Raw genomic sequence first — 25,578 nt, 5'->3', positions numbered from 1 at the left:
GAAACAGAAGGTTTTTATGACGACTCAAGCAAAGCAGAAACTCGCGGTGGCCGTGGCGGCCGCGCTGGCTGTTGGCGTGCTGATGTACCTGGCGATGCCCGGTGTGTTTGGCAAACGTACTCAGCAAAACACCAACGATGCGTTTGTCTCTGCCGACTACACCCTGGTGGTGCCGCGTGTGGCCGGTTTCATCAAGGAAGTGTTGGTGGAAGATAATCAACAGGTAAAAGCCGGGCAGTTGCTGGCGTTGATCGATGACCGCGATTTACGCGCCTCAGCCGAGGCGGCGGACGCGCAAACCCTGGTGGCGCGGGCGCAACTGCAAAATGCCAAGGCGACGCTGGAACGCCAGACGTCGGTGATCGCTCAGGCTCAGGCTTCGGTGGTGGCGGCCAAGGCTGAAATGGCCTTCGCTCAACAGGAATTGAATCGCTACAACCACTTGGCGGGCGTTGGCGCCGGCACGGTGCAAAACGCGCAACAGGCGCGCACGCGCATCGAACAGGCCACGGCTCATCTCGACACCGCCACGGCGAAACTGGCTGCCGAGCGCAAACAAGTCGATATCCTTACGGCCCAGCGAGATGCCGCCGAGGGCAGTTTGAAACACGCGCAAGCGGCACTGGAAATCGCCAGTTTCGAACTCTCCTACACGCGGATCACCGCGCCGCAGGACGGCATGATCGGCGAACGCGCCGTGCGCGTCGGCGCCTATGTCACGCCGGGCAGCAAGCTGCTGGCGGTGGTGCCGTTGCAGCAGGCGTATGTGGTGGCGAATTTTCAAGAGACGCAACTCACCGATGTGCAGCCGGGGCAGGAGGTGCAGGTGCGTGTCGACAGCCTTGGTGGCGAAGCCTTGAGTGGTCGCGTTGAAAGTATCGCCCCGGCGACCGGTGTGACCTTTGCTGCGGTGAAACCAGATAACGCCACAGGCAACTTCACCAAGGTGGTTCAGCGGATTCCGGTGAAAATCATGCTGGAGCCGGGCCAGCCTTTGGCCGAACGGTTGCGGGTGGGTATGTCGGTGGAGGCGAGCATTGATACCAAAAGCTCGGCGACGTCGGTGCGTGAGGTGACTCAGCGATGAGTCGTATTGAATCGACTGGCCTCATCGCTGGCAAGCCAGCTCCCACAGGGTCCACCTTTAGAACAAAACCATTCGGTCAATCTGCACAATCCCTGTGGGAGCTGGCCTGCCAGCGATGGGGGCTGTGGCAGCCACTCACCTTGAGTGCCTTGCTCGCAGTGAGCCTCACCGCCTGCACAGTAGGCCCAGACTTCCAAAAGCCTCAAGCCACGCAAATCGCCGACTGGGCCAAACCCGCCAAATCCGCCCCCAGCCAAGCCGTCAGCGAACCCCTCAACGAACGCTGGTGGGAGGTCTTCCACGACTCGCAACTGTCAGCGCTGACCCAGCGCGCCGTGCGCAGTAACCTCGACCTGCAACTGGCCAGCAGCCGCCTGCAACAAAGCCGCGCCGCGCGCCAGGTGATCACCGCTGAGCGTTATCCGAACACTGCCGCCACCGGCAGTTACGCGCGCAAACGCAACAGCGGCGAAGGTCTGAACGATCCGTCCGGGCACAACGGTGATTCTGCCTTCAATCTGTGGGACGCCGGTTTCTCCGTCTCGTGGGAACTGGATTTCTGGGGCCGCGTGCGCCGCGAAACCGAAGCTGCCGACGCCAACCTCGAAGTCGCCGAAAACGACCGTCGCGGGGTGCTGCTGGCGGTGCTTGCTGACACGGCACAAAACTACATTCAACTGCGTGGTGTGCAGAACACCCGCGCCGTCACCGAGCAGAACCTCGACGTCGCACGGCACAGCTTGAAGCTCTCGCAACTGCGCCTGGCCGACGGCGTGGCGACTGACCTCGACGTCGCCGAAGCCGCTGCGCAAGTCGCCGCGATCGAGTCGCGCCTGCCTGCGCTGGAACAACGCCAATCGCAACTGATCAACGCGATCAGCCTGCTGATGGGCGAACCACCACAGGCCCTCGCAAAAGAGTTATCCACAGACGCCGCCGTTCCGCAGTCGCCCTTGCAAGTCGCCATCGGACTGCCGTCGCAACTGGCCGAACGCCGCCCGGACATCCGCCAGGCCGAAGCGCGCCTGCATGCGGCCATCGCCAATATCGGCGTGGCCAAGGGCGATTTCTATCCGCGCATCACCCTGTCCGGCAACCTTGGTTCGCAAGCCATGCAACTGAGCGATTTCGGCTCTTGGGGCTCACGTGCCTTCGGCATTGGCCCGCAATTCAGCCTGCCGCTGTTCGACGGCGGACGCTTGCGCGGCATGCTGCAATTGCGTGAAGCCCAGCAGCAGGAAGCGGCCGTCGCCTACCAGCAAACCGTACTGCGTGCCTGGCACGAAATCGATGATCAACTGACCGCCTACAACGCCAGTCAACGCCGCCGTGATAGCCTCGCCGAAGCCGTCCGCCAGAACCAGATCGCCCTGCGCACCGCGCAACAGCAATACGTCGAAGGCGTGGTCGATTTCGTCAACGTCCTCACCGTGCAAAGCGCGCTGCTGGCGACGCAGGAGCAGTGGGTGGAGAGTTCGACCGGTGTTTCGTTGGCGATGGTCGGCTTGTACAAGGCGCTGGGTGGGGGGTGGGAGTCGGTGTATCCGGCAGAAGTACCTACCAATAATCCGGTTTGAACGCTGGTTTTTTGTGCGTGGCTACTCGGCCTGGAAACTGATTAATGAGCAATTCTTCCTCTGTGATCACGCGGCGCAGCCAGTGAGAGTGATCTTTCAGAGAGCCCGGGGTGGGCCGATTCAAACCTGCCCTGTGAGGAAGAATGACGCCGATGGTCAGGTGAGGAAAGTCCGCGCGTATTGCTCTCAATGCGGGGGTGATATCAGTGTCACTCGAAACCAGTACGAGTTGTTCGACGCGATCTTGCGTTGCGAACAGTGCCTGCTGGCAGGCAGTGCGATACATGCTGATCGCGATATGAACGTCGGTTTCCTTTTCTTCAAGCTTCCAGATGTCGACCTTGTCCTGACGTGAGGCCTTGGTGTTTTTGTCGATGAATCGAGGCGCTTTAGCCTGCTCAAGATGATGCCGACCAAAATGCACTCTGACATTGGTCGTGCGCAGTGCCCTTATGTAAGTGTCTTGGGCCTCTTTTGAAATTCGGCCCAGCGTCGCTAGTTCTGGTTTTATTGATGAGGTGAAATAGTCAATCGAGACAACGGCGTTCTGCGGATTTTCGATGTGTGCGACATGAATCAGCAAACCTTCGAGATTGAGCCATTTATAGGGGGTGCCCGCGAGCAGCCCATAGAACAAGTTGTAGCCATCAACAAAGAAAGCAGTACGCACAAATTATTCCTCAGAAACGAAAAAACCGGCCTAAGCCGGTTTCTTCACCCCAACTGCCAGCGAACTGAATCGCTACGTACGGGGTTGAGTAAGGCAATCCTAGATTGAGCGCGTCATGCAGGTCAACCACCAAATAATTGCGGGCTCACTGCGCTGGTTTATCTCCAGCACCGGCTTGCCAGTTTTGGTTACCAATACCAACCGGCGTCAAGCCATTTAAGGTCGTCTGTATTAGAGGTTGTTGCAGAGAGAGGTAAATTCGCTCCGCGCCTATTTGCATAGGTAGCCTGTCTATCGCCGTTTTCGCAGTGAGCAATCAGCAGTATCCCCAACTCTTGTAGGACGCCGGAATTTGCCTACATCTTTTAAACGCTCATAGAGCGGCTTTCTCTTTTGAAACATTACATTTCCGAAGAGTGATGGCCTTTCGCTTGACGCTAACCCCCGCTGTCGTAGACTCCGCACATCCGTCAGGGAGTAGCGGTTATGCAGCGTTTTCGCGGTTGGGTTATCGGATTGACCTTAGTTACGTGTGCAGTTCAGGCGCAAACGCCCGGGCCAGATGATCCGCTGCTGGATAATCCAGCGACGGCGACGGCGGCGGCTACCGCGAGCAGCGAGGCGCGGGGTGTATTGCGAGCGCGTGATCAGGCGACGCTGGCCAGTGAGCTTTCCGGGCGGATTGTCGAGTTGCCGTTCAGCGAGGGCGAGTCGTTCAAGAAGGGCGATACGCTGGCGAAGTTCGATTGCTCCGCTTATCAGGCACAGCTCAATGCCGCACAAGCGGCCAGCCGTGGTGCTGGTGAAGAGCTGGCGCACAACAAACAGTTGGCTGCACTCAATTCCGTCGGGCGTTTCGAAGTGGCGCGGGCCGAGGCCAAGGTCAGCGAAACCCAGGCGCAATCCCAGGTGTATCAAGTGCAGGTCAAGCGCTGCAGCGTCGTCGCGCCGTTCGACGGACAAGTGGTCGAGCGCAAGGTGCAGCGCTATGAAAGCGTGCCGGCCGGTGCACCGCTGCTCGATGTCGTCGATAACCGCACCCTCGAAATTCATTTGCTGGTGCCGTCGCGCTGGATGGCCAGACTCAAGCCCGGCCAGACCTTCAGCTTCGTTCCTGATGAAACCGGCCAGCCGATCGACGCCACGGTCAAACGTCTCGGCGCACGAATCGATGAGGGCAGTCAGACCCTGTTGCTGGTCGCAACACTTCCCGAAGCCAAAGGTTTGCTCGCCGGCATGAGCGGCACCGCGCGTTTCCCGGAGCTTAAGTGAACGCGCCGGTGAGCGGCGCCGCTGAACAGGTGTTCGCGCGCTTTCTCGACCTTGAGCGGCAGACTCGCGCTGCCCGCGATGCCGCGCAACTGGCCTATAGCCTGGTCAATGACGGCCAGTCGTTGTTTGGCTTTCGTCATGCCGCGTTATTGATCGCCGGCAAGGTACAAGCCGTGACCGGCGTCAGTGCGGTCGAGCCGAATGCGCCGTTCGTGGCGTTCGTCGAGCAAGCCGTGGCGCAGTTGTTCAAGCAGGATGTGCTGAAGCAAGCGCGGGTGATCGCGCCGGAACTGCTCAGCGAATCGATCCAGGCCGACTGGCGCAGTCTGTCCGCTGCGCAGGTGTTCTGGTTACCGCTGGTTGATCGCGACGCGCAGGTGTTCGGCGGCTTGTGGCTGGCGCGCGATGTGCCGTGGAATCCTTCCGAGCAAGTGTTGCTGTCGCAACTCGGTGACACCTACAGCCACGCCTGGCTGGCGCTGCAACCGCGCAAGCCGTGGCGGCTGCGCTGGACCCGCAAGCGTCAGGTGGCGTTGCTCGCGGTGCTGTTGCTCGGGCTGTTGCTTCCGGTGCGTCAATCGGTGCTGGCCCCGGCCGAAGTGGTACCGCTGGGTGGTCGCGTGGTGGCGGCGCCGCTGGACGGAGTGATCGCCGAGTTTCTGGTCAAACCCAATCAAACGGTGAAAACCGGCGATGTGCTGGTGCGTTTCGAAAGCACCACGCTCAAGGCGCAGGCCGACGTGGCCGAGCGTGCGCTGGGTGTGGCCGAAGCTGAACTGAAATCCAATTCCCAGCGCTCGTTTGCCGATGCCGAGTCGAGCGCAAAAGTCGACTTGCTCGCCGCACGCGCTGAGCAGAAACGCGCCGAGCGTGACTACGCCCGCGAGTTGCTCAAGCGCAGCGAAGTGCGTGCCGAGCGCGATGGCATCGCGGTGTTTGCCGACGCCGAACGCTTGACCGGCAAACCGGTGCAGACCGGCGAACGCCTCATGGACATCGCCGATCCGAGCCAGGCTGAACTGCGCATCGAATTGGCAGTAGGCGATGCGATTTCGTTGGAGCCGGGTGCCGAAGTGGCGTTGTTTCTCGACAGCGATCCGCTGAAGCGCCATCTCGCCACACTGGAACGCTCAGCGTACGAGGCGCAGCCGACGGCGGGCGGTCAACTGGCCTATCGGCTCGACGCCAATTTTACCGAGGCGCCGCCACGCATCGGCCTGCGCGGCACGGCGAAAATCTTCGGCGACCGCGCGCCGCTGGCGCTGTACTTGTTGCGCCGGCCACTGGCCGGTTTGCGCCAGAGTGTGGGTCTGTAGATGAATCTGCCGAGCCTGCGTGCCGACCTGCAACTGTCGCCCGCGGCGCCGGCCTTGGACGGTTCGCCGCGCTGGACCCTCGCCGATCCGGTGCGCGGGCGTTACTTCAAACTGGGCGCGGCGGCGATGCGCTTGTTGCGCCATTGGTCGTTGGGCGACGCCGAGCAAGTCTTGCGCGCGGCCAATCGCGAGCCGGGTTTACCGTTGGCCGGCACGGAGCTTGAGCAGTTGCTGGAGTTCCTGCGTGGACACGATTTGATCAGTGCGCTCGACGATCAACAGCGCGCCAGCTACCGCCTCAAGGCCTTGGCGCAGAAGCAAAGCCTGTGGCAAATCCTCCTGCATCAATATCTGTTTTTCCGTATTCCGCTGTGGCGCCCGGACGCGTTTCTCAATCGCGCGTGGCCGTGGCTAGAACGCTTTGGCCCACGGCTTTTGCGCTATGGATTGCCGGCGACCTTGGCACTGGGCATTTTTTTGGTCTCGCGCGACTGGCAGCGTTTTATCGGGACGTTTCCACACCTGTTCAGCCTCGGCGGCGCATTGGCGTTTGGCGTGGCGTTGTTCTTTGCCAAGCTCTGTCACGAATTCGGCCATGCGTTCATGGCCAAGCGCGCCGGGTGTCGAGTGCAGAGCATGGGCGTGGCGTTCATGGTCTTGCTGCCGATGTTCTACACCGATGTCAGCGACGCCTGGCGGGTCAATGATCGCCGTGCGCGATTGCTGATCGGTGCCGGTGGTGTGCTCGCGGAATTGCTGTTGGCGTGTATTGCGCTCCTCGCATGGTCGTTGCTGCCAGATGGACCGGGGCGCACGGCGGCGTTCATGCTCGCCAGCGCCACGTGGATCACCACGCTGGTGGTCAACCTCAATCCGTTCATGCGTTTTGATGGTTATTTTCTGATCAGTGATTTCTGGGAAGTCGACAACTTGCAGGGGCGCGCATTTGCCCTGTGCCGTTGGCGCCTGCGTGAATTTTTGTTCGGTTATGGCGCCCCGGCGCCGGAGCCGTGGTCGCCGAAGATGCAACGGCGTTTGCTGATCTGGGGGTATGGCTCATGGTTGTGGCGTGCGGCATTGTTTTTCGGGATCGCGCTGGCGGTCTATCACCTGTTCTTCAAGGTGTTGGGGATCTTCCTGATGCTGGTGGAACTGGTCTGGTTCATCTTTCTGCCGATCATGCGTGAGTGGCGCCAGTGGTGGAGTCGCCGCGAACAGGCGCACGGCCCGCGCGTGCTGCTCAGTGGGTTGGCGCTGCTCGGGCTGTTGCTGGTGCTGATCGTGCCGTGGCGCAGTTCGGTGGAATTGCCGACGATGCTCGAGGCCGGGCGCGCCAGTGCCCTGCACGCGCCGACGGCGGCGCGGGTCAAAGCCGTGAACGTGACGGACGGGCAGAAAGTCGCTCAGGGCGATGTGCTGATTGAACTGGAATCGCCGGATCTCGAATCGCGACTGGCGATCGTGCGCCGGGAAATCCAGATTCAGCAGCTATTGATGCGCCGTCAGGCCAGTCGCAGCGAAACCGCTGCCGATGCCGGCATTGTCGAGCAACGGCTGGCCGAAGCAGTCGCCGAATACCGCGGGCTGACGGCGCAACGCGAGCGCCTGCTGCTGCGCGCACCGCAGGCCGGCAGCGTGCGTGATCTGCTGCCGAACATGACGGTCGGGCGCTGGTTGTCGACCAGGGATGCACTGGCCCGGATCGTCGAAGACGGCGCGCGACTGCGCGGCTATCTGGCGGAAGCCGAGCTGTGGCGGGTCAGGCCCGGCGCCAGTGGCCGCTTTATCGCCGATGACCCCATGCATCCGGCACTCGCCGTGCAATTGAATGAAATCGACACCAATGGCGTGGCCTACGTCGATCAGGAGGCGCTGACCTCTGATCATCACGGGCCGATCGCCGTGCGCCGCGATCAACAGCAGCGGGCGGAACCGGTGCAGGCGCAATACGGCGCGCGGCTCAGCGTGCTCGAAACAGCGCCGACACCGTTGCAACCGTTGCGCGGTGTGGTGGTGTTGCAGGGCAGCGGTGAATCGTTGCTCGGCGTAGCCTGGCGGCGAATCGCGGCGCTGGGGGTCAGGGAAAGCGGTTTCTAACGGAGAGCTCGATGGTGGACAACGCAGCAGTGGCGGCAGACGGATTGGTGGTGCGGCCTTCGCGGGCAACCGACGGGCCGTTTTTGCACAGCCTGTATCAGACGGCGCGGCCGGACCTGCAATGGATCGACGGCGAGCCGGAACAGGTGCAGCAACTGGTCGCGCAGCAGTTTCAGGTGCAGGAGCAGGGCATGGGCGACAACTACCCCAATGCCATGCACTACGTGGTGGAAAAACTCGGCACGGCGATTGGCGCGTTGAGTACTGATTTCGGCGCTAACGAAATTCGCGTGTTGTACCTGGCATTCATTCCGCAGGCGCGCGGCCAGGGTTATGGCCGCGCTGTGCTGCAAGGCGTGCAGAAAGCCGCGCAACAGATTCGCTGCCCGGTGGCGACGGTGGTCTGGACCAGCAACCCCCATGCGCGCCGGCATTATCTGGCGCTGGGTTTTGCCGTTGAAGAGCGCAACCCGGCGGCGGAGCGACTGGTCTGGTATCCCCGGTAATCTCCGTGTAGTCACTGCCGAAGGCGCGGGTCAGTTGAAGGTGATGTGGAAGTAAGCTAGCTCTGGCGGCCGCCCCATCGGTGGTACCCGCGACACGAAGATGCCGTCCACTCGCCCCAGTTCAGGCAACTCCAGTGCACATAAACCATCGATGAATTCAGTTGCTTCCAGGCTGCTCAATTCGACGCTGAATGGCATGCGCTCGCTGTAACGCATTTGCGCCAGCGGTTTCTCTGTGAGTTCGCCGATATGGATTTGCAACGCACTGCCATCGGGCAGGTGCAGGGTGCCGATCCGCCCGAGAAGTGCCTGGAAATGTTGGCTTTGAACCGATTGCAGCATGGTTTCGCTCCGGCAAGGTGGGGAACCGGGGGAAGGTGATCCCCCGGTAGTCGATCAGTTACGCGAAGGGAAAATGCCATTCAGCGCGATGCTGAAGTTGAGCACCAGGTACGGGTTCATGATGGGCAGCGGCAAGCCGTTGCCGGTTGGCGAAATCGTGCCGCTGATGGTGGTCGCAGCGCCTTTGAGGGGAATGGCTGAGGTGCCTTGGGCATCGGAAAAGATATTCGCCAGACCCGGCCCGGTCCCCGATGCGCCGATATAGGCATTGGTCGCGGTGGGTGTGCCGACCGGATTGCTGGCCGGGTTGGCCAGTTGCACGGTGGTGGTGGCGGTGAGGCCGGCAAGGGCGTGGGTGTGGTTCGGCAGGTTGTTGAGGGTGGCGGTGACTTGTTCGGCGCCGGAGATTTCTCCCATGACTCTCGGCGTCAGGCCCCCGCCATTGCCCTGGCAGATCGGCATGCGGCTCTGCAGGTTGGGCAGGCCGAAGTTGACGGTGCCGTTGCCGCCGTAGGTGGTGCCCAGCAATGCAAACAGCGCCTGGTTCTGGTTGATTCCGATGATCTGACCGTTGCACAAGGCCCAGCCGCTGGGCGCGTAGTTGAAGGCAAACGTCAGAACAGTGCCCATGTAAACGTCCATAAAGTCCTTATCCTTCTGATTGGTTGTCGGCGGGCCGCTAGTGGGTTCGGCTGAAGCTATTGCCTTGGCACTCCGTGGCCAGGTCACGCCACGCCAGAGCGTAGACGCGGATTGGCAAGGTTGCCGGGTGTCGTGAAGTCGCAAATCGGCATCGACGGTTCTCCTGCGCCTGACCTAGAGTGAGTGGCAGTTCTGGCTCATACAGGCGCGGTGATGTGGCACGGCAAGAGGACGCAATGGCGGTCAACAGAGTTACGCCGGTGGGTGACACACAGGATCCGCATGCGACGCCGGGTTCGTGGTTTGCCCGCTTGCCCTTGATCCGTTGGGCCCGGGAGCACTGGCTACTGCCGATCCTGCTGCTGGCCGCTGCTGCGCGCTTTTACGACCTGACGGCGGCGGCGATCTGGGGCGATGAAGGTTCCAGCCTGCGGCTGGCGCGCTACTCGTTGGGCGAGATCTGGCATCACGCGGCGTTCGATGTGCATCCGCCGCTGTACTTCATGCTGCTGCATGGCTGGATCGAACTGTTCGGCGACGGGATTTTTGCCATCCGCAGCCTCAGCGCGCTGGCCGGCATCGCGGCGGTCGGGATGGGCGTCTGGCTGGTGGATCGCCTGGCCACGCGCCGCGCTGCGATCCTCGCCGGGCTGCTGCTGGCGTTGTTGCCGACGGCAGTGCGCTACAGCCAGGAAGTGCGCATGTATTCGCTGCTCGGCCTGCTGTTGATCGCCGCGACGCTGGCGCTGGTCTACTGGATCCGCCGCCCGCAGCGTCACCGCTATCTGGTGGTTTATGCGCTGTTGATGACGGCGGCGTTCTACACCCATTACTTCGCGGTGCTGGCGGCGCTGTGTCACTGGATTTATCTGGGGGTGATCCGGTTTCAGCGCGGCTATCGCCTGCGGCATATCCAGCGTCCGGCCTGGTGGCTGGCGAATCTGCTCATCGCGGTGCTGTACTTGCCATGGCTGCCCAATTTGCTGGGTCTGATGCAGCACATGGAACAACTCAAGGTCGGTGGCGATGTCGGCTGGGAAGACCCGGTGACGCTGACCTCGTTGCCATCGATGACCTGGACATGGTTGATCCAGGATGACGGCGAACATCTGCCGTGGCTGGTGTTCGGTGCAATGCCGATGACGTTGTTGGTGCTCGCAGCGGTGGCGGTGCTGCGGGATCGCAGTGTGTCGCGCGGCAGCGTCCTGCTGGCGTTGTACACCGGCTTACCGCTGTTGCTGGTGTTTGCGGTGTCGTTTATCACGCCGCTGTTCATCGAGCGCTATCTGACCGCCTATGCCCTGGGCTTGCCGCTGCTGGCAGCGCTGGCCATCGACCGCTTGTACGGTCGTGTGCGGATCCTGGCTGTGGCGGTGCTGGTGTCGTTGCTCGGGGTGGAAATGGTCGGGCTGAACAACAACGCTACCGTCGACAGCAATGATCAGTTCGATCGCGTGGTGAATTACGTCAATCAGCATTTCCAGCCCGGTGATCGCATCGTTACCAGCGACATGCTCTGGTACTTGAGTTACGTCTACTACGATCGTACCGGCGCGTTGGTGCGTCTCTACACGCCACCGGCCGCGGATGGCCGTTCGACCCGACCCAACGAGTACGGTTTTGGCTCGCTGGTGGCCGAGAATGTCTACGTCGACCATCTTCCTGATCTGGCCCGGGGTAACGGTCGGGTGTGGCTGATCGGCGCCACTTACGACGCCGATGACTTTGCCTCGATACCCGAGGGCTGGCAGCAGCGCAGCGATGTGCGGGGCGGCGGCGCATTTGCGCGCCTGTATGTGGTGCCCGCGAATGCCGTGAATCCGGAGGCTCAGCGCTAAATCGATTCTGCTTTAAATTCGCGATAAAAAATGTACCGGTTAGTTCTTTTTGCTCTGATCTGATATCAAAACACTACTAGTCGCAAGGTTACTGTTGGACTACGCTCTGTCGAACAAAAGGACTTTTGATCAGGGTGAAGGGATTGCAGCAGTTCCACTTTATCTCCGGCTTGCCGCGCTCAGGCTCCACCCTGCTTTCTGCGATTCTTTTGCAGAATCCGCGCTTTCACGCGGGCATGAGCAGCCCGGTCGGATCGCTCTTCTCCAGCGTCCTGGAGCAATGCAGCGCCGGCAGTGAATACGGCGCGGTGATCGACACCGACATGCGCCGTCGCCTGTTGCGCGGTCTGTTCGACTCCTACTATGCCGACAAGGCCGACAAACCGGTGGTGTTCGACACCAATCGGCAGTGGAGCTCGCGGCTGCCGGCGCTCAACGACCTGTTTCCGCAAGCCAAAGTCATCGCCTGCGTGCGCAACGTTGCTTGGGTCATGGACAGTCTCGAGCGCCTGTACCGCGCCAATCCTTTCGAAAACACCAAACTGTTTAGCGATGCCGTCGAGCGCAACACGGTGTACAGCCGTTGCGAAACCCTGGCTCAGCGCAACCGGCTGGTGGGTTTTGCCTGGGCGGCACTCAAGGAAGCCTATTACGGCGAGCACGCCGACTCGCTGCTGATCATCGATTACGACCTCCTGACTCAGGCGCCGGAGCGTGTGCTGCGGCTGGTCTACGAGTTCATCGGCGAACCGTGGTTCGAACACGATTTCGAGCATCTGGCCTATGACGCGCCAGCGTTCGACCAGGGCCTTGGCCTGGCCGGGCTGCACAAGGTCAAACCCAAGGTGGCCTTGCAGTCGCGCCGCAGCATTCTGCCGCCCGACCTGTTCAAGCAATACGCCGATTTGTCCTTTTGGCTCGATGGCTCAGCCAGCGCCGCCAATGTCATTCGTATGAAGTCCGACGCTGCGATCAACTGATCGCGGCATTTTTTATTGATGCGTCACGTACATTCGTTCGAGTTCGGGTGAGCAACATGTGGTGGTCTCTTTTTGGCAGTGCGAAGGTCAAGTCACGGACAACCGAGGGTCAGCGTTCGCTGGCATCGCCGATGATCATGTCTCTGGAACCGCGCATGCTGTTCGACGGCGCAGTGGCTGCCACCGTGGCCGATACGGCTGCACAGGCTGACAGCCACCCTGCGGCAGATGCCGCCAAGGCGCCGACCGCCGATCACCCGGTCGCCAGCAAGGACACCCATGGTCAGGCCGATGCCACGCCGGCCGCCAGCCCCGTGGCGGTGACGGGCCAGAGCGTGGTGTTCGTCGATTCGCGTGTGAAAGATGCCGACAGCCTGGTCCAGGGCGTCGCCCCTGGCACCCAAGTGGTGAAACTCGACGCCACCAAGGATGGTTTGCAACAGATCGCCGATTACCTCGATCAACATCATGGCGTCAGTTCAGTGCAGATCATTGCCCACGGCAACGCTGGCGATCTGTGGTTGGGCAACAGTTATCTGTCTGCGGACAACGTCGCGCAACGCAGCGCCATCCTCGGCGAAATCGGCAAGGACATGAACGCTGGCGGCGACATCCTGATCTACGGCTGCTACACCGCCGAGGGCGATCGCGGCTTGAGTTTCGTCGACTCGCTGGCGCAGTTGACCGGCCGTGATGTAGCCGCTTCGAATAACCGCACCGGTGTCGGCGGCGACTGGGACCTGGAAATTGCCACCGGCACCATCGAGAGCGCCAATGTCTTGTCGACCAAGGCGATGAGTGAATATCAATGGGGCCTTGCCACCTGGACCGCGACTAACAACCTCGACTCGGGCGTAGGCTCGTTGCGTACGACTCTGGCGTCTGCGCAAAACGGCGACATCGTCACGTTCAACGCCGGTATGACCGTGCAACTCAACTCCGAGTTATTGATCAACAAGAACATCACCGTCGATGGCGATCTGAACAACGACGGCGTGGCCGACGTGACCCTCGACGGGCAATACAAGACCCGCGTGGTGGAAATCACTTCCGGCGCCACCGTGACGCTGGACGGGCTGGTGATCACCAAGGGATTGGTGGCCGGCAATGGCGGTAATGGTGGCGCGGCGGCGGCAGGCGCCATGGGCGGCGGGATTTTCAACGCCGGCATTCTTACGCTCAATAACGTCACGGTCACTGCCAACGCCGCTTCCGGTGGTGGCGGCGGCGGTGGGGTGGCCGGAGGTTATTCCGGCGGCGGCGGCGGCGGTGGTGGCGGGATCGGCGGCGGTAACGGTGGCCATGGTGGTTCGACAGGCCCGGGCAACTCAACCTATGCCGGTGGGGTCGGCACAGCGAATACCGGTGGTTATGGCGGCGGCTACACCTCGAACGATATGGGCGGGCGCGGCGGTACCAGCACTGGCGGCCTCGGCGGCAATGGCGCCGCCGGTTACAGTCAAGGCGGCAACGGCGGCTCAGCGACCAATGGCACGTTGTCCATTGGTGGTGGCGGCGGTGGTTCGGGCTGGAACTCGGTTGGCGGCGTCGGTGGCAATGCGGCCGGCGGTATCTACAACGCCTCGACCGGCACCTTGAAAGTCATCGGCACATCGGTCATCAGCAATAACCTCGCGGCGGGCGGTGGCGGCGGCGGTGGTGGCAGCGGCGGCAACATTGCCAACGGCGGTGACGGTGGCCGTGGTGTCGGGGCTATCTGGAACAACGGCGGCACGGTACTGATCACCGCTGCCAACTTCGCGGCGATCACCGGAAACGCTGCGGCCAGTGGTGTCGGAGGCCCGTCAAACGGCGGCGCGACGGGTAGCTCGCCGAGTGCCACTGCTGCGGTTTACAGTGTCGGCGGCACGCTCAATACCAATTACGTCGAACCACCGACCGCGACCATCGTCCTGGCGGACAGTGCGCTGAAAATTGGCGAAACCTCGCTGGTAACCATCACCTTCAACAAGGCGGTCACTGGCTTCACCAATGCCGACCTGACCATCGCCAACGGAACGTTGACGGCCGTGAGCAGCAGCGATGGCGGGATCACCTGGACCGCGACTTTTACGCCGACCAACGGGATTACCGACACCACCAACGTCATCACTCTGGACAACACCGGTGTGGCGGCGGTCTCTGACGGTACCGTGGGTGTCGGTACCACCAATTCCAGCAATTATGTGATCGATACCCAGCGCCCGACGGCCACTATCGTTGTCGCTGACACGGCCCTGAAAATCGGTGAAACGTCGCTGGTGACCATTACCTTCAGTGAAGCGGTCAGCGGATTCACCAACGCCGACCTGACCATCGCCAACGGCACGTTGTCCGCCGTGAGCAGCAGCGATGGAGGCATTACCTGGACGGCGACGTTTACGCCCAGTGGCGGTGTCACCGACACCACTAACGTGGTGACGCTGGATAACACCGGGATCGCTGACCTGGCCGGTAACGCCGGCAGCGGTACAACCGATTCCAATAACTACGCCATCGACACCGTGCGCCCGACGGCCACCCTTGTCGTCGCGGACACCGCGCTCAAGGCAGGGGAAACCTCGCTGGTGACCATCACGTTCAGCGAGGCCGTGACCGGTTTCACCACCGCCGACCTGTCCGTGGCCAATGGCAGCGTGAGCGGTTTGAGCAGCAGTGACGGCGGGATCACCTGGACGGCCACCCTCACGCCAACCAACAACGTCAGCGATACTACCAACCTGATCACCCTGGCCAATACCGGCCTCTCCGATTTGTCCGGCAATGTCGGCAGCGGCACCACCGACTCGAACAATTACGCCATCGACACGCAGCGCCCGACGGCGACTATTGTGGTCGCCGACAACGCCTTGAGAATCGGCGAAACGTCGTTGGTGACCATCACCTTCTCCGAAGCCGTGACCGGCTTCACTAATGCCGACCTGACCATCGCCAACGGGACGCTGAGCGCCGTGAGCAGCAGTGATGGTGGCATCACCTGGACAGCAACCTTCACGCCGGCCGCCAACATTACCGATGCCACCAACCTGATCACCCTGGACAACAGCGGGGTCAGTGACGTCAACGGCAACCAGGGCAGCGGCACCACCGACTCCAATAACTACGCCATCGACAACCAGCGCCCAACGGCCACCATCGTGTTCACGGACACGGCCTTGAAAATCGGCGACACATCGCTGGTGACCATCACCTTCAGTGAAGCGGTCAGCGGTTTCACCAACGCCGACCTGACCATCGCCAACGGGACCTTGAGCGCAGTAAGCAGCAGCGACGGAGGTATTACCTGGACCGCAACGTTCACTCCGGGCGCCAGCGTCAGCGACACCACCAATCTGGTGACGCTGGACAACACCGGCATCGCTGACCTGGCCGGCAACGCTGGCAGCGGCACTACGGATTCGAACAATTACAGCATCGACACCCAACGTCCGACAGCGACCATCGTGGTCGCCGACACGAGCCTCAGCGCCGGTGAAACCTCGTTGGTGACCTTTACCTTCTCCGAGGCGGTGACGGGCTTCACCAACGCCGATCTGAACATACCCAACGGCACGTTGACCGCCGTGAGCAGCAGCGACGGCGGCATCACCTGGACGGCGACATACACGCCCACTCTCGGGATCAACGACACCAGCAACCTTATCAGCCTGAACAACACCGGCATCGCTGACCTGGCCGGTAACGCCGGCACCGGCGTCACCAACTCCGGCAATTTCGTGATCGACACAATGGTACCGACCGCCACTATCGTGGTTGCCGACAACAGCCTGAGCATCGGCGAAACCACCACGGTGACCATCACCTTCTCCGAAGCCGTGACCGGTTTCAGTAACGCCGACCTGACCATCGCCAGCGGCACGCTGAGCGCCGTGAGCAGCAGTGATGGAGGCATCACCTGGACGGCAACCTTCACGCCGACCACCAACATTACCGACGCGACCAACCTGATCACCCTGGACAATACCGGGGTGCAGAATGGGGCCGGCAACGTGGGGGTGGGCACCACTGATTCGAACAATTACGCCATCGACACCCAGCGCCCGACCGCGACCGTTGTGGTGGCCGACACGGCGCTGGGCGTTGGCCAGACCACCACGGTCACTATTACCTTCAGCGAGGCGGTGACCGGTTTCACCCTGGCAGACCTGACCGTCGAGAACGGCACACTTTCCGCGCTGAGCACCTCGGACAACATCACCTACACCGCGACGTTTACCCCATCGGCCGGCGTCACCGACACCAGCAACCTGATCACCCTGGACAACACTGGAGTGGTCGACGGGGCCGGCAACACTGGCAGCGGTACCACCGATTCGAACAACTACGCGGTCGACAGTCAGCGTCCGACCGCCACGATTGTCATGAGTGACAACGATCTGCGTCCTGGTGAAACAGCGACCGTGACCATCACCTTCAGCGAAGCCGTCACCGGTTTCGACAATTCCGACCTGAGCGTCGCCAATGGCACGTTGAGCAACGTCTCGTCCAGCGACGGCGGCATCACCTGGACGGCGACGTTCACGCCGACCATCGGCATCAGCGATACCACCAACCTGATTGTTCTGAACAACACCGGCATCAGCGATCTGGCCGGCAATGCTGGCACTGGCACCACCAACTCGGCCAACTACGCGGTGCAAACCGAAGTGCCGACCGCGACCATCGTCGTTGCGGACAGCTCGCTCAAGGCCGGGGAAACCTCGATCGTGACGATCACCTTCAGCGAGGCGGTCAGCGGTTTCAGCAACGCTGACCTGACCATCGCCAACGGCACCCTGAGCAACGTGGCCTCCAGCGACGGCGGCGTCACCTGGACGGCGACGTTCACGCCGACCGTGAACATTAGCGATACCACCAACCTGATCACCCTCGACAACAGCGGGGTCACCAACGCCTCTGGCAACAGTGGCGTCGGCACCACCGACTCCAACAACTTTGCCATCGACACCGCGTTGCCGACCGCCACTATCGTGGTCGCCGACAATCGCCTGGGCATTGGCGAAACCACCACGGTGACCATCACCTTCAGCGAAGCCGTGAGCGGTTTCGATCTGTCGGACATCAGCGTCGCCAATGGCACCTTGGCGAACCTGATCAGCAGCGACGGCGGCATCACCTGGACCGCCACGCTGACACCAACCGCCAACGTCAACGATGCGACCAACCTGATCATCGTCGACACTGCCGGCGTGCAGGATCTGGCCGGCAACCCTGGCGCGAGCATCGCCATTTCCAACAACTACGCGCTCGACGCGACCCGGCCAACGGTGGACATCGTGGTCGCCAACCCGCATCTGGGCATCGGCCAGACCACCACGGTGACCTTCACTTTCAGCGAGGCGGTGAGCAATTTCGATTTGTCCGACCTGAGCGTGACCAACGGGGATCTGAGCAACCTGAGCAGCAGCGATGGCGGAAAAACCTGGACCGCGACGTTCACGCCGACGGCCAACGTCAGCGATCCGAGCAACTTCATCGCGCTGGACACCAGCAACGTCACGGATCTGGCCGGTAACGTCGGCAGCACGGTGGCGGTGTCGAACAACTACGCACTCGACAGCGAACGGCCCACGGCGACAGTGGTGATTGCCAATCCGAATCTCGGTCTCGGCCAGACCTCACAGGTGATCATCACCTTCAATGAGGCGGTCAGTGGTTTTGATCTGGCGGACATCAATGTCGGCAATGGCACCTTGTCCAACCTGAGCAGCAGCGATGGCGGCAAAACCTGGACCGCGACCCTGACGCCGAATGCCAACGTCAACAGCGCCAGCAATGCCATCAGCGTCAACAGCGCAGGCGTCAGTGATCAGTCAGGCAACAGCGGCAGCGGCGTCAGCAACTCGAACAATTACGCGATCAACACCGTACCGCCGGTCGTTCCGCCAACGCCGTCCACCAGTGTGGTGATTCCCGATCCGCTGATTCGCAGCAGCGATCCGGTGGTGCCGCCACCGCCGCCGAACGTCCCGCTGCAACCGATCATTTTCACAGCGCCCACCGGCGATCTCGGTTCACCGCTGACCTTTGCACCACTGTTCGAGCAACGGGTGATCGGCAATGGCATCCGTCCGCTGGGCGATATTTTCATGAACCACGGCGCCCTCAGCCCGAGCTTCATCGCGCAGGTGTTCAGCAGTAGCGACAGCGGCGCTGATGGATCCGGCCACGGCTTCCTCGGTTTTGGCGGCGGTGACGGTGGCGTATTCGGGACCAGCACGCTGTCGAGCCTGTTCAATCAGGACAGCGCCGCCGACCGCGATTCGTTGAACGCGTTCGGCAGTCAGTCACTCAAGGCTGGCGATGTTTCTCAAGGCCTGCGCGGCGTGTTTGGCGCGCCGACGCTGGGCCAGCAACTGCAACAACTCAAAGACAACGAACAGCACCGGGTCGACAACCTGGCGGCAGCACTGCAACAGGTCGGCATCAGCGAAATATCGGCCTGAACCAACCATTACTCAACACTGTGCGGGACCTAGGGGCGATCCAGGGATGAAGAGAAGTCAGAAGTTGTTCGGCGCCAGCCTGCTGGCGCTGGCGATCAGCGGATGTGCAGTGACCAGTGAACCGATTGAGCGCAGCGTCAGTGAACAGCGTGCCAAAAGCGACCTGCAAGGCATGTACAAGGATCAGGAACCGCTGCGCGGTCCGTTGACCCTGCATCAGGCCATGGCCCGCGCGGTGAAATATAACCTCGAAGGCCGCTTGAAGATCATGGAGGAGGCGCTGGCCAAGCGGCAGCTCGACCTCGCCAGTTTCGACATGCTGCCGCGCATGGCGCTGGACGCCGGCTACGTCGGGCGCAACAACGTCAACGCCTCCAGCAGCCAGAGCGTACGCACCGGCACCCAGTCGCTGGAACCGTCGACCTCGCAGGATCGCGACCGCGAGGTCGCCGACCTGACCATGGTCTGGAACGTCCTCGACTTCGGCGTCAGCTACATCAGCGCCAAGCAGCAGGGCGATCAGCGCCTGATCGTCCAGGAACGGCGCCGCAAAGTGATCAACACCATCGTTCAGGATGTGCGTTCGGCCTATTGGCGAGCGATGGCTGCCGAGCGCCTGCTCAAACAGATCGACAGCCTGATGGCGCGGGTCCAGACCGCTCGGGACAACAGCCAGACCCTCAGCGATCAACGCATTGGCGACCCGGTGCAATCGCTCGGTTACCAGCGTTCGCTGATCGAAGCCACCCGGCAACTGGAAGAACAACGCCGTGCCTTGTCGCTGGCGAAAACCGAACTGGCGACGTTGATCAACTTGCCACTGGGCACCAATCTGACCTTGGCCACCGATGATGGTTATCAGATTCCTGAACTCAAGGTCGATCTGGCCAAACTGGAACAGGAGGCCTTGACCAGCCGCCCGGAACTGCGCGAGCAGGATTACCAGACGCGCATCAGCGCCGCTGAAACCCGCAAGGCCATGCTGCGCTTGCTGCCGGGCCTGGAGTTTTCCGCTGGCGGGCACTACGACAGCAACTCCTTTCTCGTCGAACAGGGCTGGGCCGACTACGGCGTCAAAGTCACCTGGAACCTGTTCAACGTGATCTCTGCTCCGGCGGCGATCAACGTCGCCAAGGCCGGCGAAGAAGTGGCCACTGCGCGGCGACAAGCAATGTCGATAGCGGTGCTCGCGCAACTGTATGTGGCGAATGCCAACTATCAAGAAGCCATGCGCCAGTTCAAGACCAACCAACAGTTGTCGGACATCGACGGGCAAATCGTTGGCCAGTTACGCAACCGTCATCAGGCTGCCGGGATTGGTGAGCTGGAGTTGATTCAGGGCGAGTTGAACAATCTGCAAGCCGACTTGCGCCGTGATTTGTCGTACGCCGATCTGCGCAATGCCTACGGTCAGATCTTCGCCAGTGCCGGCCTCGATCCGCTGCCGGATCAGGTGCAGTCGACCGAAGTGCAGTCGATCGCCACCGCGCTGGCCAACCGCGAGTCGGCGTGGGCGTCGGGGGATATTTCGGTGCCGGTGGTGGCGCATGCCCCTGCGCAGTGATGTGCTGGCGCCCGTTGCCAGCGTCAGCCGCACGCAACGCGAGGCCCGCAATGGTCATCGGGGTGCGGCGATCCTGCTGACCGGTTTGCCGGCGGCAGGCAAGTCGACATTGGCGCAAGCGCTGCAGGCCACCTTGTTCGGGGATGGCCTGCAAACCGTGGTGCTCGATGGCGACACTTTGCGTACCGGGTTCAACCGGGATCTGGGCTTCAGCGATGCCGATCGCCAGGAAAACATTCGCCGCGCCAGCGAACTCGCGGCGCTGCTGGTGGACAACGGCCAGATCGTGATTCTGGCGATGATTGCGCCGTTGGCCGAGCTGCGTGAGGTGTTTGCGCAACGCTTGGGGGACGATTATCGCGAAGTCTGGTGCAGCGCTTCGCTGGCGGTGTGCGAGCAACGTGATCCGAAAGGCCATTACGCCCGCGCCCGACGCGGCGACCTGCCCGGGTTTACCGGCATTTCCGCGCCCTACGAGCCACCGGCGCAACCGTCATTGGTGCTCGACACTGGCGCGCAGTCGGTCGATGCCTGCCTCGATCGGCTGCTGACCTGGCTCGGCGAGTGTTCGGTGTTGCCCAGGACATGAGCCGCCCGGCGTATTCGCGATTGCCGGTGACCGTGGATTTGCCCTTGCTGTTGCAGGCGCTGGCAGCGATTGCCGACGACGCCTGGCGCAGCCATTTCAATGTCGGTTATTTTTCCGGTGACTGGAGCGGGGTGGCGCTCATTTCGGCGGTCGATGCGCTGACCGAACTGTCCCCCGGACGCGGTGAACCGGTGCAGCGCGGCCCTTGGCTGCGTGATGAGCGCTGGCAACAAGGGCTGCAAAGTCTCTCACTGGACATCGTCAGCGCGCGATTGCTGCGCTTGGGGCCGGGCGGACGAATTCACCAGCATCGCGATTACGACCTTGATGGCCCGCAGGCCGATCGGCGTTTGCACATTCCATTGCTCAGTCCGCCGAGCGTCGATTTCTGGCTCGATGGGCAGCGCATGCCCATGCAGGCCGGGGAGTGCTGGTTTCTTGATCTCGCTCGCCCACATCGCGTGGATAACCGCGATACCTCGGCGCGGGTTCATCTGGTGCTCGATTGCCGGCCCGGTGCCTGGCTTGAACAGATGATCAGCGACGGATTGCACAGTACCCCTGAGCCTGGTTTGGCCGACACACCTTTGCAGCGCTTTCAGCGGCTGGTGGCTGAAGATGTTTCGCTGTCTCTGGCCTTGCGTACGCTGCACGATCCAGACGTCTTCATCAGTCGAGCGCTGGAATTGGGCGCTGAGCGTGGTTTGTCGTTCTCTTACGAGGAATTGCGTGCGGCGATGCGCGACGGCCGTCGACAATGGAACGAACAATGGAGCGGTTGAATTTCGACGGCTGGTTGCCGATTCGTGTCTGGCCGGTTGACGGGCAGTGGCAGGTGGATTGGTGCTGGTTCGGTGACACGGCGCTGCATCAGCCGTTCTTTCGCGATGCGGTCGAGGATGCATTACGGCTGCCGTTCAATCAGGCGTTTCGGCGCCAGACGTCTTTGGCAGCGCTGAGTGAATGGCAAACGCAGAGCCCTGGGCTTGCACCGAGTGCATTTGTGCTGCACGCCTCGCGTTGCGGTTCGACGCTGATCAGCCAGATGCTCGCCCGACTCGACGACCACATCGTCGTGTCCGAGCCACCGCCGCTGGACGCCTTGTTACGCAGTGATTTACCCGCCGCCGAACGCCGGGCCGCCATCGTCGGGTTGCTCTCGGCCTATGGTCAGCGCCGACGCGGTGTGGAACAGCGCCTGGTGATCAAACTCGACGCCTGGAACATCGGTGAATGGCCGCTGCTGCAGGACTGTTTCGCAGATACGCCGTGGCTGTTTCTCTATCGCGATCCTTTGGAAATTGCCGTTTCTCATCTGCGCCGGCCGGGGATGCACATGGTGCCGGGGATGCTCGGTGATTGCGTATTGGAGGATGGTTTGCCGTTCGAAGGGCGCGAAGAATTCATCGCCCGACGCTTGGGGCGATTGTTGGCGGCGGGGGTGATGCATTGCCGTGACTCGGGTGGTTTACCGGTCAGTTACAGCGAGTTGCCCGAGGCGATGGTGGGGCGGTTGGCCAGGTTTTTCCGCCTGAACGATGAACAGTGCAAACAGGTCTTTGCCGCGACCGCGCAGCATGCGAAACAGCCCTCGCAAGCGTTCATTGCCGATGGCGACGACAAACGCCGCGAAGCTTCAGCAATGTTGCGAATGCACGTACAGAATTACACTCGAGCGCCCTACGAGGCGTTGGAAAAGCTTCGTCTGTGCGCCACAGGGTTTGCTTCATGACTTGCCGGACAAATCCGCCATGCCTTTGAGCAATTCGATCGGCAGCGGAAAGACAATCGTCGAACTCTTGTCCCCGGCAATCGAACTCAAGGTCTGCATATAGCGCAACTGCATTGCCCCGGGCTGGCGACCGAGCATTTCTGCTGCCTGCATGAGTTTTTCCGAGGCTTGCAGTTCGCCTTCGGCGTGAATCACCTTGGCCCGACGTTCGCGTTCGGCTTCGGCCTGTTTGGCGATGGCGCGGACCATCGATTCGTTGAGATCGACATGCTTGATCTCGACGTTGGCGACCTTGATCCCCCAGGCATCGGTCTGCGCGTCGAGTACCTGCTGGATGTCGATGTTCAACTGTTCGCGTTCGGCCAGCAGCTCATCCAGTTCATGTTTGCCGAGTACTGCACGCAGGGTGGTTTGCGCCAATTGGCTTGTGGCTGACAAATAATCTTCAACCTGAATGATCGCCTTCTGCGGATCGAGCACGCGAAAATACAGTACGGCGTTGACCTTCACCGAGACGTTGTCGCGGGTGATCACGTCCTGCGGCGGCACGTCGAGCACCACGGTGCGCAGGTCGACCCGGACCATTTGCTGGACCACCGGGATCAGCAGGATCAGGCCTGGGCCTTTTACCTGCCAAAAGCGGCCGAGCTGGAACACCACGCCGCGCTCGTATTCACGCAGGATACGAAACGTCGAGCCGGCCAAGGCAATGACCAGTAACAGCAGCGCAACAAAACCGATTTGCAGACCCATGATCACTCTCCGAGTGGCGCCGCGTCAGTCGCGGCCACTTGCAGCAACAATCCCTTGCGCGCCACCACGCGTACCGGTTGCCCGGTGTGCAGCGGCGTGGCGCTGAGCACTTGCCAGCGCTCACCTTGCAGTTGCACCCAACCATTACGCGCATCGCCCGGTTGCACCGTGGTGATCGCGGTCACACTGCCGAGCAGGCCGGCGTCGCCACTGACGGCGTGGCGCGGACGAGTTTTCAGGGCGCGGATCAGCAGCGCGATCAACAGCAGGGCGCTGATCAGGCCGAGGCCGATCATCAGCGGCACGGGCAGTTCGGCGTTGCTGAGAATCAGCGCGCCGATGACGAACATGATGATCCCGCCCAGCCCGATCACTCCGTAGTTGGGCAGCGCGGCTTCGGCGATCAGAAGAACGATGCCCAACGTAATCAACCACAACCCGGCCGGACTCATCGGCGGCAACGAACTATCGGCGGCGAGGGCTGAGCCGCTGACCAGCAGGAGCAAGGCAAACGCACAACATCGACTGTTCACGTGACCCTCCGCGAGCGTCATGTCTGGTTCTTACAGTCTAGTTGAGGGTGGCACTGGCTGAATGTTGATCAATGTGCGGATGTGTCCAGTGAGCGGAATTTCCTGCGCCACCCCCTCGCCGAACTAGACTCAAAGACACGGCAACCACCGTTCAGCGCAACACCGAGGTGCATCATGCGTATGGCTAAAAAGGTGCAGAGCAGCCTGAACCGGGCGCACTGCGAATACGACATCGTCGCCCACCGACATTCGTCCAGCAGCCTGGAAACCGCACGGGTCGCCGGGGTGCCCGCCGAGCGCGTGGCCAAATCGATCATCCTCGACGATCACCACGGGCACTACTTGATGGCCGTGCTGCCGGCCAGCCGTCATCTGGACCTGAGCAAGGTACGCGCCCGCGGCGAATGGCAACTGACCCGCGAAAGCAATCTGGCGCACATCTTCGATGACTGCGAACGCGGCGCGGTACCGCCGCTGGGTGGCTCCTACGGCCTGGACATGGTCATCGACCCGTTGCTGACGCGGCAGAAGGATATTTATCTGGAGGCGGGCAACCACAATTATCTGCTGCACATGAGCATGCCGGAGTTTCTGAAAATGGTGCCGCATGCCGAGGTGCGGGAGTTGAGTGATTAGGCTCTGTGGCGCCGGCACTGACGCCTTCGCGAGCAGGCTCGCTCACACAGGTTGATCGCATTCCCCTGTGGGAGTGAGCCTGCTCGCGAATAATCTTCCACACACCAGGATTTTGAAGGAATAGCTCAATGGAAAACCCAAATCACAGCCTGCCCTCCCTGTTCAAACAACTCGGCCTGGACAACGACCCGACCAGCATCGAGCAATTCATTGCTACCCATTCCCCGCTAAAACCCGAATTGCATTTGGCTGATGCGTTTTTCTGGTCGAAGAGCCAGTCGCAGTTTTTACGGGACGAAATTCTGGATGACGCCGATTGGGCGGAGGTGGTGGATCAGTTGGATGTGTTGTTGCGAAAGGGGAGAGCGGGGTAATCGCTACTTTGGAAAAGGCCAGGCCCGTGCTGTATGAACCAGCGCCATAATCCAGATCACATCCTGATCTGACTGGTAGACAAGACGGTAGCTGGGATGGGGAATTAATTCGCGAGTGCCAGCAATGATGCCGACCGGGCCAATCTTGGGGTTCTGGGATAGGCGCGAAGCCGCTTCGGTGAAGCGGCGATCCATGTCGAGCGCTGCGCCTGGATTTTTTGCGTGAAGGTAGTCCCAGATTTTTTCGCGATCCTGTACGGCATTTTTACTCCAGATAATCTTCATCCTTGATTTTCTACCTGGCTGCGCCTGGCGGCGAATTGTGCTTCAACTTCCTCGTTGGACACACCTTCACCGGCTGCCATCGATTCTCTTGCAAGGTCGACTTTTCGTTGCAGGAAGGCTTCGTACTCTCGGGCTTCCTGTTGTGTGCGAACAAACTGACGCATCATTTCTCGCATGATCTGCGAAGCAGGACGATGGGAGGCCTCTGCCTCCGCCATGAACTGCTCACGCAGCTCTGGTTCAAGCTTCATTGTAAAAACGGCTTGTTTTGACATCTGCAGATTCCTTCAAGGTTCTCGGTACTGACGAGGTATATACATCGTCATCACATGAATTAGA

General features: G+C 61.3%; 22 protein-coding genes. 15 read left to right on the top strand and 7 right to left on the bottom strand.

Going from position 1 to position 25,578, the window contains the following annotated elements; all coding sequences use genetic code 11:
* Positions 1–16: 16 nt before the first annotated feature.
* Both QZR14_RS17190 and QZR14_RS17185 read left to right on the top strand, forming a co-directional pair.
* Positions 17–1,087, top strand: a complete 1,071-nt coding sequence (locus tag QZR14_RS17190; RefSeq protein ID WP_311997204.1) for an HlyD family secretion protein — start codon at positions 17–19, stop codon at positions 1,085–1,087.
* Positions 1,084–2,664 carry an efflux transporter outer membrane subunit gene (locus QZR14_RS17185; RefSeq protein ID WP_311997203.1) on the top strand — a complete coding sequence of 527 codons (1,581 nt, stop codon included), beginning with the start codon at positions 1,084–1,086 and terminating at the stop codon, positions 2,662–2,664. The genes QZR14_RS17190 and QZR14_RS17185 overlap by 4 nt, the downstream gene beginning before the upstream one ends.
* Here the strand turns inward: QZR14_RS17185 and QZR14_RS17180 are convergent.
* Positions 2,645–3,334 (bottom strand): NYN domain-containing protein, encoded by a 690-nt coding sequence (locus QZR14_RS17180; RefSeq protein ID WP_250606514.1) that lies wholly within the window; start codon positions 3,332–3,334, stop codon positions 2,645–2,647. The genes QZR14_RS17185 and QZR14_RS17180 overlap by 20 nt on opposite strands.
* A 486-nt stretch (positions 3,335–3,820) precedes the next feature.
* Between QZR14_RS17180 and QZR14_RS17175 the strand changes: the two genes are divergently transcribed.
* The 4 genes from QZR14_RS17175 to QZR14_RS17160 are packed head-to-tail and all read left to right on the top strand — an operon-like array spanning position 3,821 to position 8,525.
* Complete coding sequence (locus QZR14_RS17175) at positions 3,821–4,606, top strand: efflux RND transporter periplasmic adaptor subunit (protein WP_311997202.1); 786 nt, start codon at positions 3,821–3,823, stop codon at positions 4,604–4,606.
* On the top strand, positions 4,603–5,922 hold the full coding sequence (locus QZR14_RS17170; RefSeq protein WP_311997201.1) for an efflux RND transporter periplasmic adaptor subunit: 1,320 nt from the start codon (positions 4,603–4,605) through the stop codon (positions 5,920–5,922). Before QZR14_RS17175 ends, QZR14_RS17170 begins: the two co-directional genes overlap by 4 nt.
* Positions 5,923–8,019 carry a biotin/lipoyl-binding protein gene (locus QZR14_RS17165; RefSeq protein ID WP_311997200.1) on the top strand — a complete coding sequence of 699 codons (2,097 nt, stop codon included), beginning with the start codon at positions 5,923–5,925 and terminating at the stop codon, positions 8,017–8,019.
* 11 nt (positions 8,020–8,030) lie between these two features.
* Positions 8,031–8,525 carry a GNAT family N-acetyltransferase gene (locus tag QZR14_RS17160; protein ID WP_250606510.1) on the top strand — a complete coding sequence of 165 codons (495 nt, stop codon included), beginning with the start codon at positions 8,031–8,033 and terminating at the stop codon, positions 8,523–8,525.
* A 30-nt stretch (positions 8,526–8,555) separates the two neighbouring features.
* On the opposite strand, the gene QZR14_RS17155 is transcribed toward QZR14_RS17160, so the two are convergent.
* Positions 8,556–8,867 (bottom strand): DUF6916 family protein, encoded by a 312-nt coding sequence (locus QZR14_RS17155; RefSeq protein ID WP_250606509.1) that lies wholly within the window; start codon positions 8,865–8,867, stop codon positions 8,556–8,558.
* A 54-nt stretch (positions 8,868–8,921) separates the two neighbouring features.
* On the bottom strand, positions 8,922–9,509 hold the full coding sequence (locus tag QZR14_RS17150) for a phage tail protein (RefSeq protein ID WP_250606508.1): 588 nt from the start codon (positions 9,507–9,509) through the stop codon (positions 8,922–8,924).
* A gap of 236 nt (positions 9,510–9,745) precedes the next feature.
* Between QZR14_RS17150 and QZR14_RS17145 the strand changes: the two genes are divergently transcribed.
* The 7 genes from QZR14_RS17145 to QZR14_RS17115 all read left to right on the top strand — a co-directional run bounded on the left by QZR14_RS17145 (position 9,746) and on the right by QZR14_RS17115 (position 22,658).
* Positions 9,746–11,347, top strand: a complete 1,602-nt coding sequence (locus tag QZR14_RS17145) for a glycosyltransferase family 39 protein (RefSeq protein WP_311997199.1) — start codon at positions 9,746–9,748, stop codon at positions 11,345–11,347.
* 134 nt (positions 11,348–11,481) lie between these two features.
* The gene (locus QZR14_RS17140) at positions 11,482–12,327 is read left to right on the top strand and encodes a sulfotransferase family protein (protein ID WP_250606506.1); all 846 of its coding nucleotides are present in this window, start codon (positions 11,482–11,484) and stop codon (positions 12,325–12,327) included.
* Positions 12,328–12,383: 56 nt separating this feature from the next.
* Positions 12,384–18,773 (top strand): Ig-like domain-containing protein, encoded by a 6,390-nt coding sequence (locus tag QZR14_RS17135; protein WP_311997198.1) that lies wholly within the window; start codon positions 12,384–12,386, stop codon positions 18,771–18,773.
* A 46-nt stretch (positions 18,774–18,819) separates the two neighbouring features.
* Entirely contained in the window at positions 18,820–20,337 is a 1,518-nt protein-coding gene (locus QZR14_RS17130) for a TolC family protein (RefSeq protein ID WP_250606504.1), read from the top strand.
* A complete protein-coding gene (cysC, locus tag QZR14_RS17125; RefSeq protein WP_311997197.1) occupies positions 20,321–20,926 on the top strand; it encodes an adenylyl-sulfate kinase in 606 nt (201 codons plus the stop codon). Before QZR14_RS17130 ends, cysC begins: the two co-directional genes overlap by 17 nt.
* Entirely contained in the window at positions 20,923–21,708 is a 786-nt protein-coding gene (locus QZR14_RS17120) for an aspartyl/asparaginyl beta-hydroxylase domain-containing protein (protein ID WP_311997210.1), read from the top strand. Before cysC ends, QZR14_RS17120 begins: the two co-directional genes overlap by 4 nt.
* On the top strand, positions 21,696–22,658 hold the full coding sequence (locus QZR14_RS17115; protein WP_311997196.1) for a sulfotransferase family protein: 963 nt from the start codon (positions 21,696–21,698) through the stop codon (positions 22,656–22,658). Before QZR14_RS17120 ends, QZR14_RS17115 begins: the two co-directional genes overlap by 13 nt.
* Here QZR14_RS17115 and QZR14_RS17110 read toward each other — a convergent pair.
* Together QZR14_RS17110 and QZR14_RS17105 are read right to left on the bottom strand one after the other, a co-directional pair.
* Positions 22,653–23,411, bottom strand: a complete 759-nt coding sequence (locus QZR14_RS17110) for a slipin family protein (RefSeq protein WP_007917711.1) — start codon at positions 23,409–23,411, stop codon at positions 22,653–22,655. The genes QZR14_RS17115 and QZR14_RS17110 overlap by 6 nt on opposite strands.
* A 2-nt stretch (positions 23,412–23,413) precedes the next feature.
* Complete coding sequence (locus QZR14_RS17105) at positions 23,414–23,965, bottom strand: NfeD family protein (RefSeq protein WP_250606500.1); 552 nt, start codon at positions 23,963–23,965, stop codon at positions 23,414–23,416.
* A gap of 153 nt (positions 23,966–24,118) precedes the next feature.
* Here QZR14_RS17105 and QZR14_RS17100 point away from each other — a divergent pair, with 153 nt between their 5' ends.
* Entirely contained in the window at positions 24,119–24,580 is a 462-nt protein-coding gene (locus QZR14_RS17100) for an aminoacyl-tRNA deacylase (protein ID WP_311997195.1), read from the top strand.
* 128 nt (positions 24,581–24,708) lie between these two features.
* Entirely contained in the window at positions 24,709–24,954 is a 246-nt protein-coding gene (locus QZR14_RS17095) for a DUF2789 domain-containing protein (protein ID WP_311997194.1), read from the top strand.
* Positions 24,955–24,957: 3 nt separating this feature from the next.
* Here QZR14_RS17095 and QZR14_RS17090 read toward each other — a convergent pair whose 3' ends face one another.
* The gene (locus QZR14_RS17090; protein ID WP_134176147.1) at positions 24,958–25,239 is read right to left on the bottom strand and encodes a type II toxin-antitoxin system RelE/ParE family toxin; all 282 of its coding nucleotides are present in this window, start codon (positions 25,237–25,239) and stop codon (positions 24,958–24,960) included.
* Complete coding sequence (locus QZR14_RS17085; protein ID WP_311997193.1) at positions 25,236–25,514, bottom strand: CopG family ribbon-helix-helix protein; 279 nt, start codon at positions 25,512–25,514, stop codon at positions 25,236–25,238. The genes QZR14_RS17090 and QZR14_RS17085 overlap by 4 nt, the downstream gene beginning before the upstream one ends.
* Positions 25,515–25,578: the final 64 nt, after the last annotated feature.

Origin of the sequence: Pseudomonas sp. rhizo66 (assembly GCF_031931925.1) — a bacterium.
Lineage (GTDB): Bacteria > Pseudomonadota > Gammaproteobacteria > Pseudomonadales > Pseudomonadaceae > Aquipseudomonas.
This window is presented reverse-complemented; position numbering and strand designations above follow the sequence as displayed.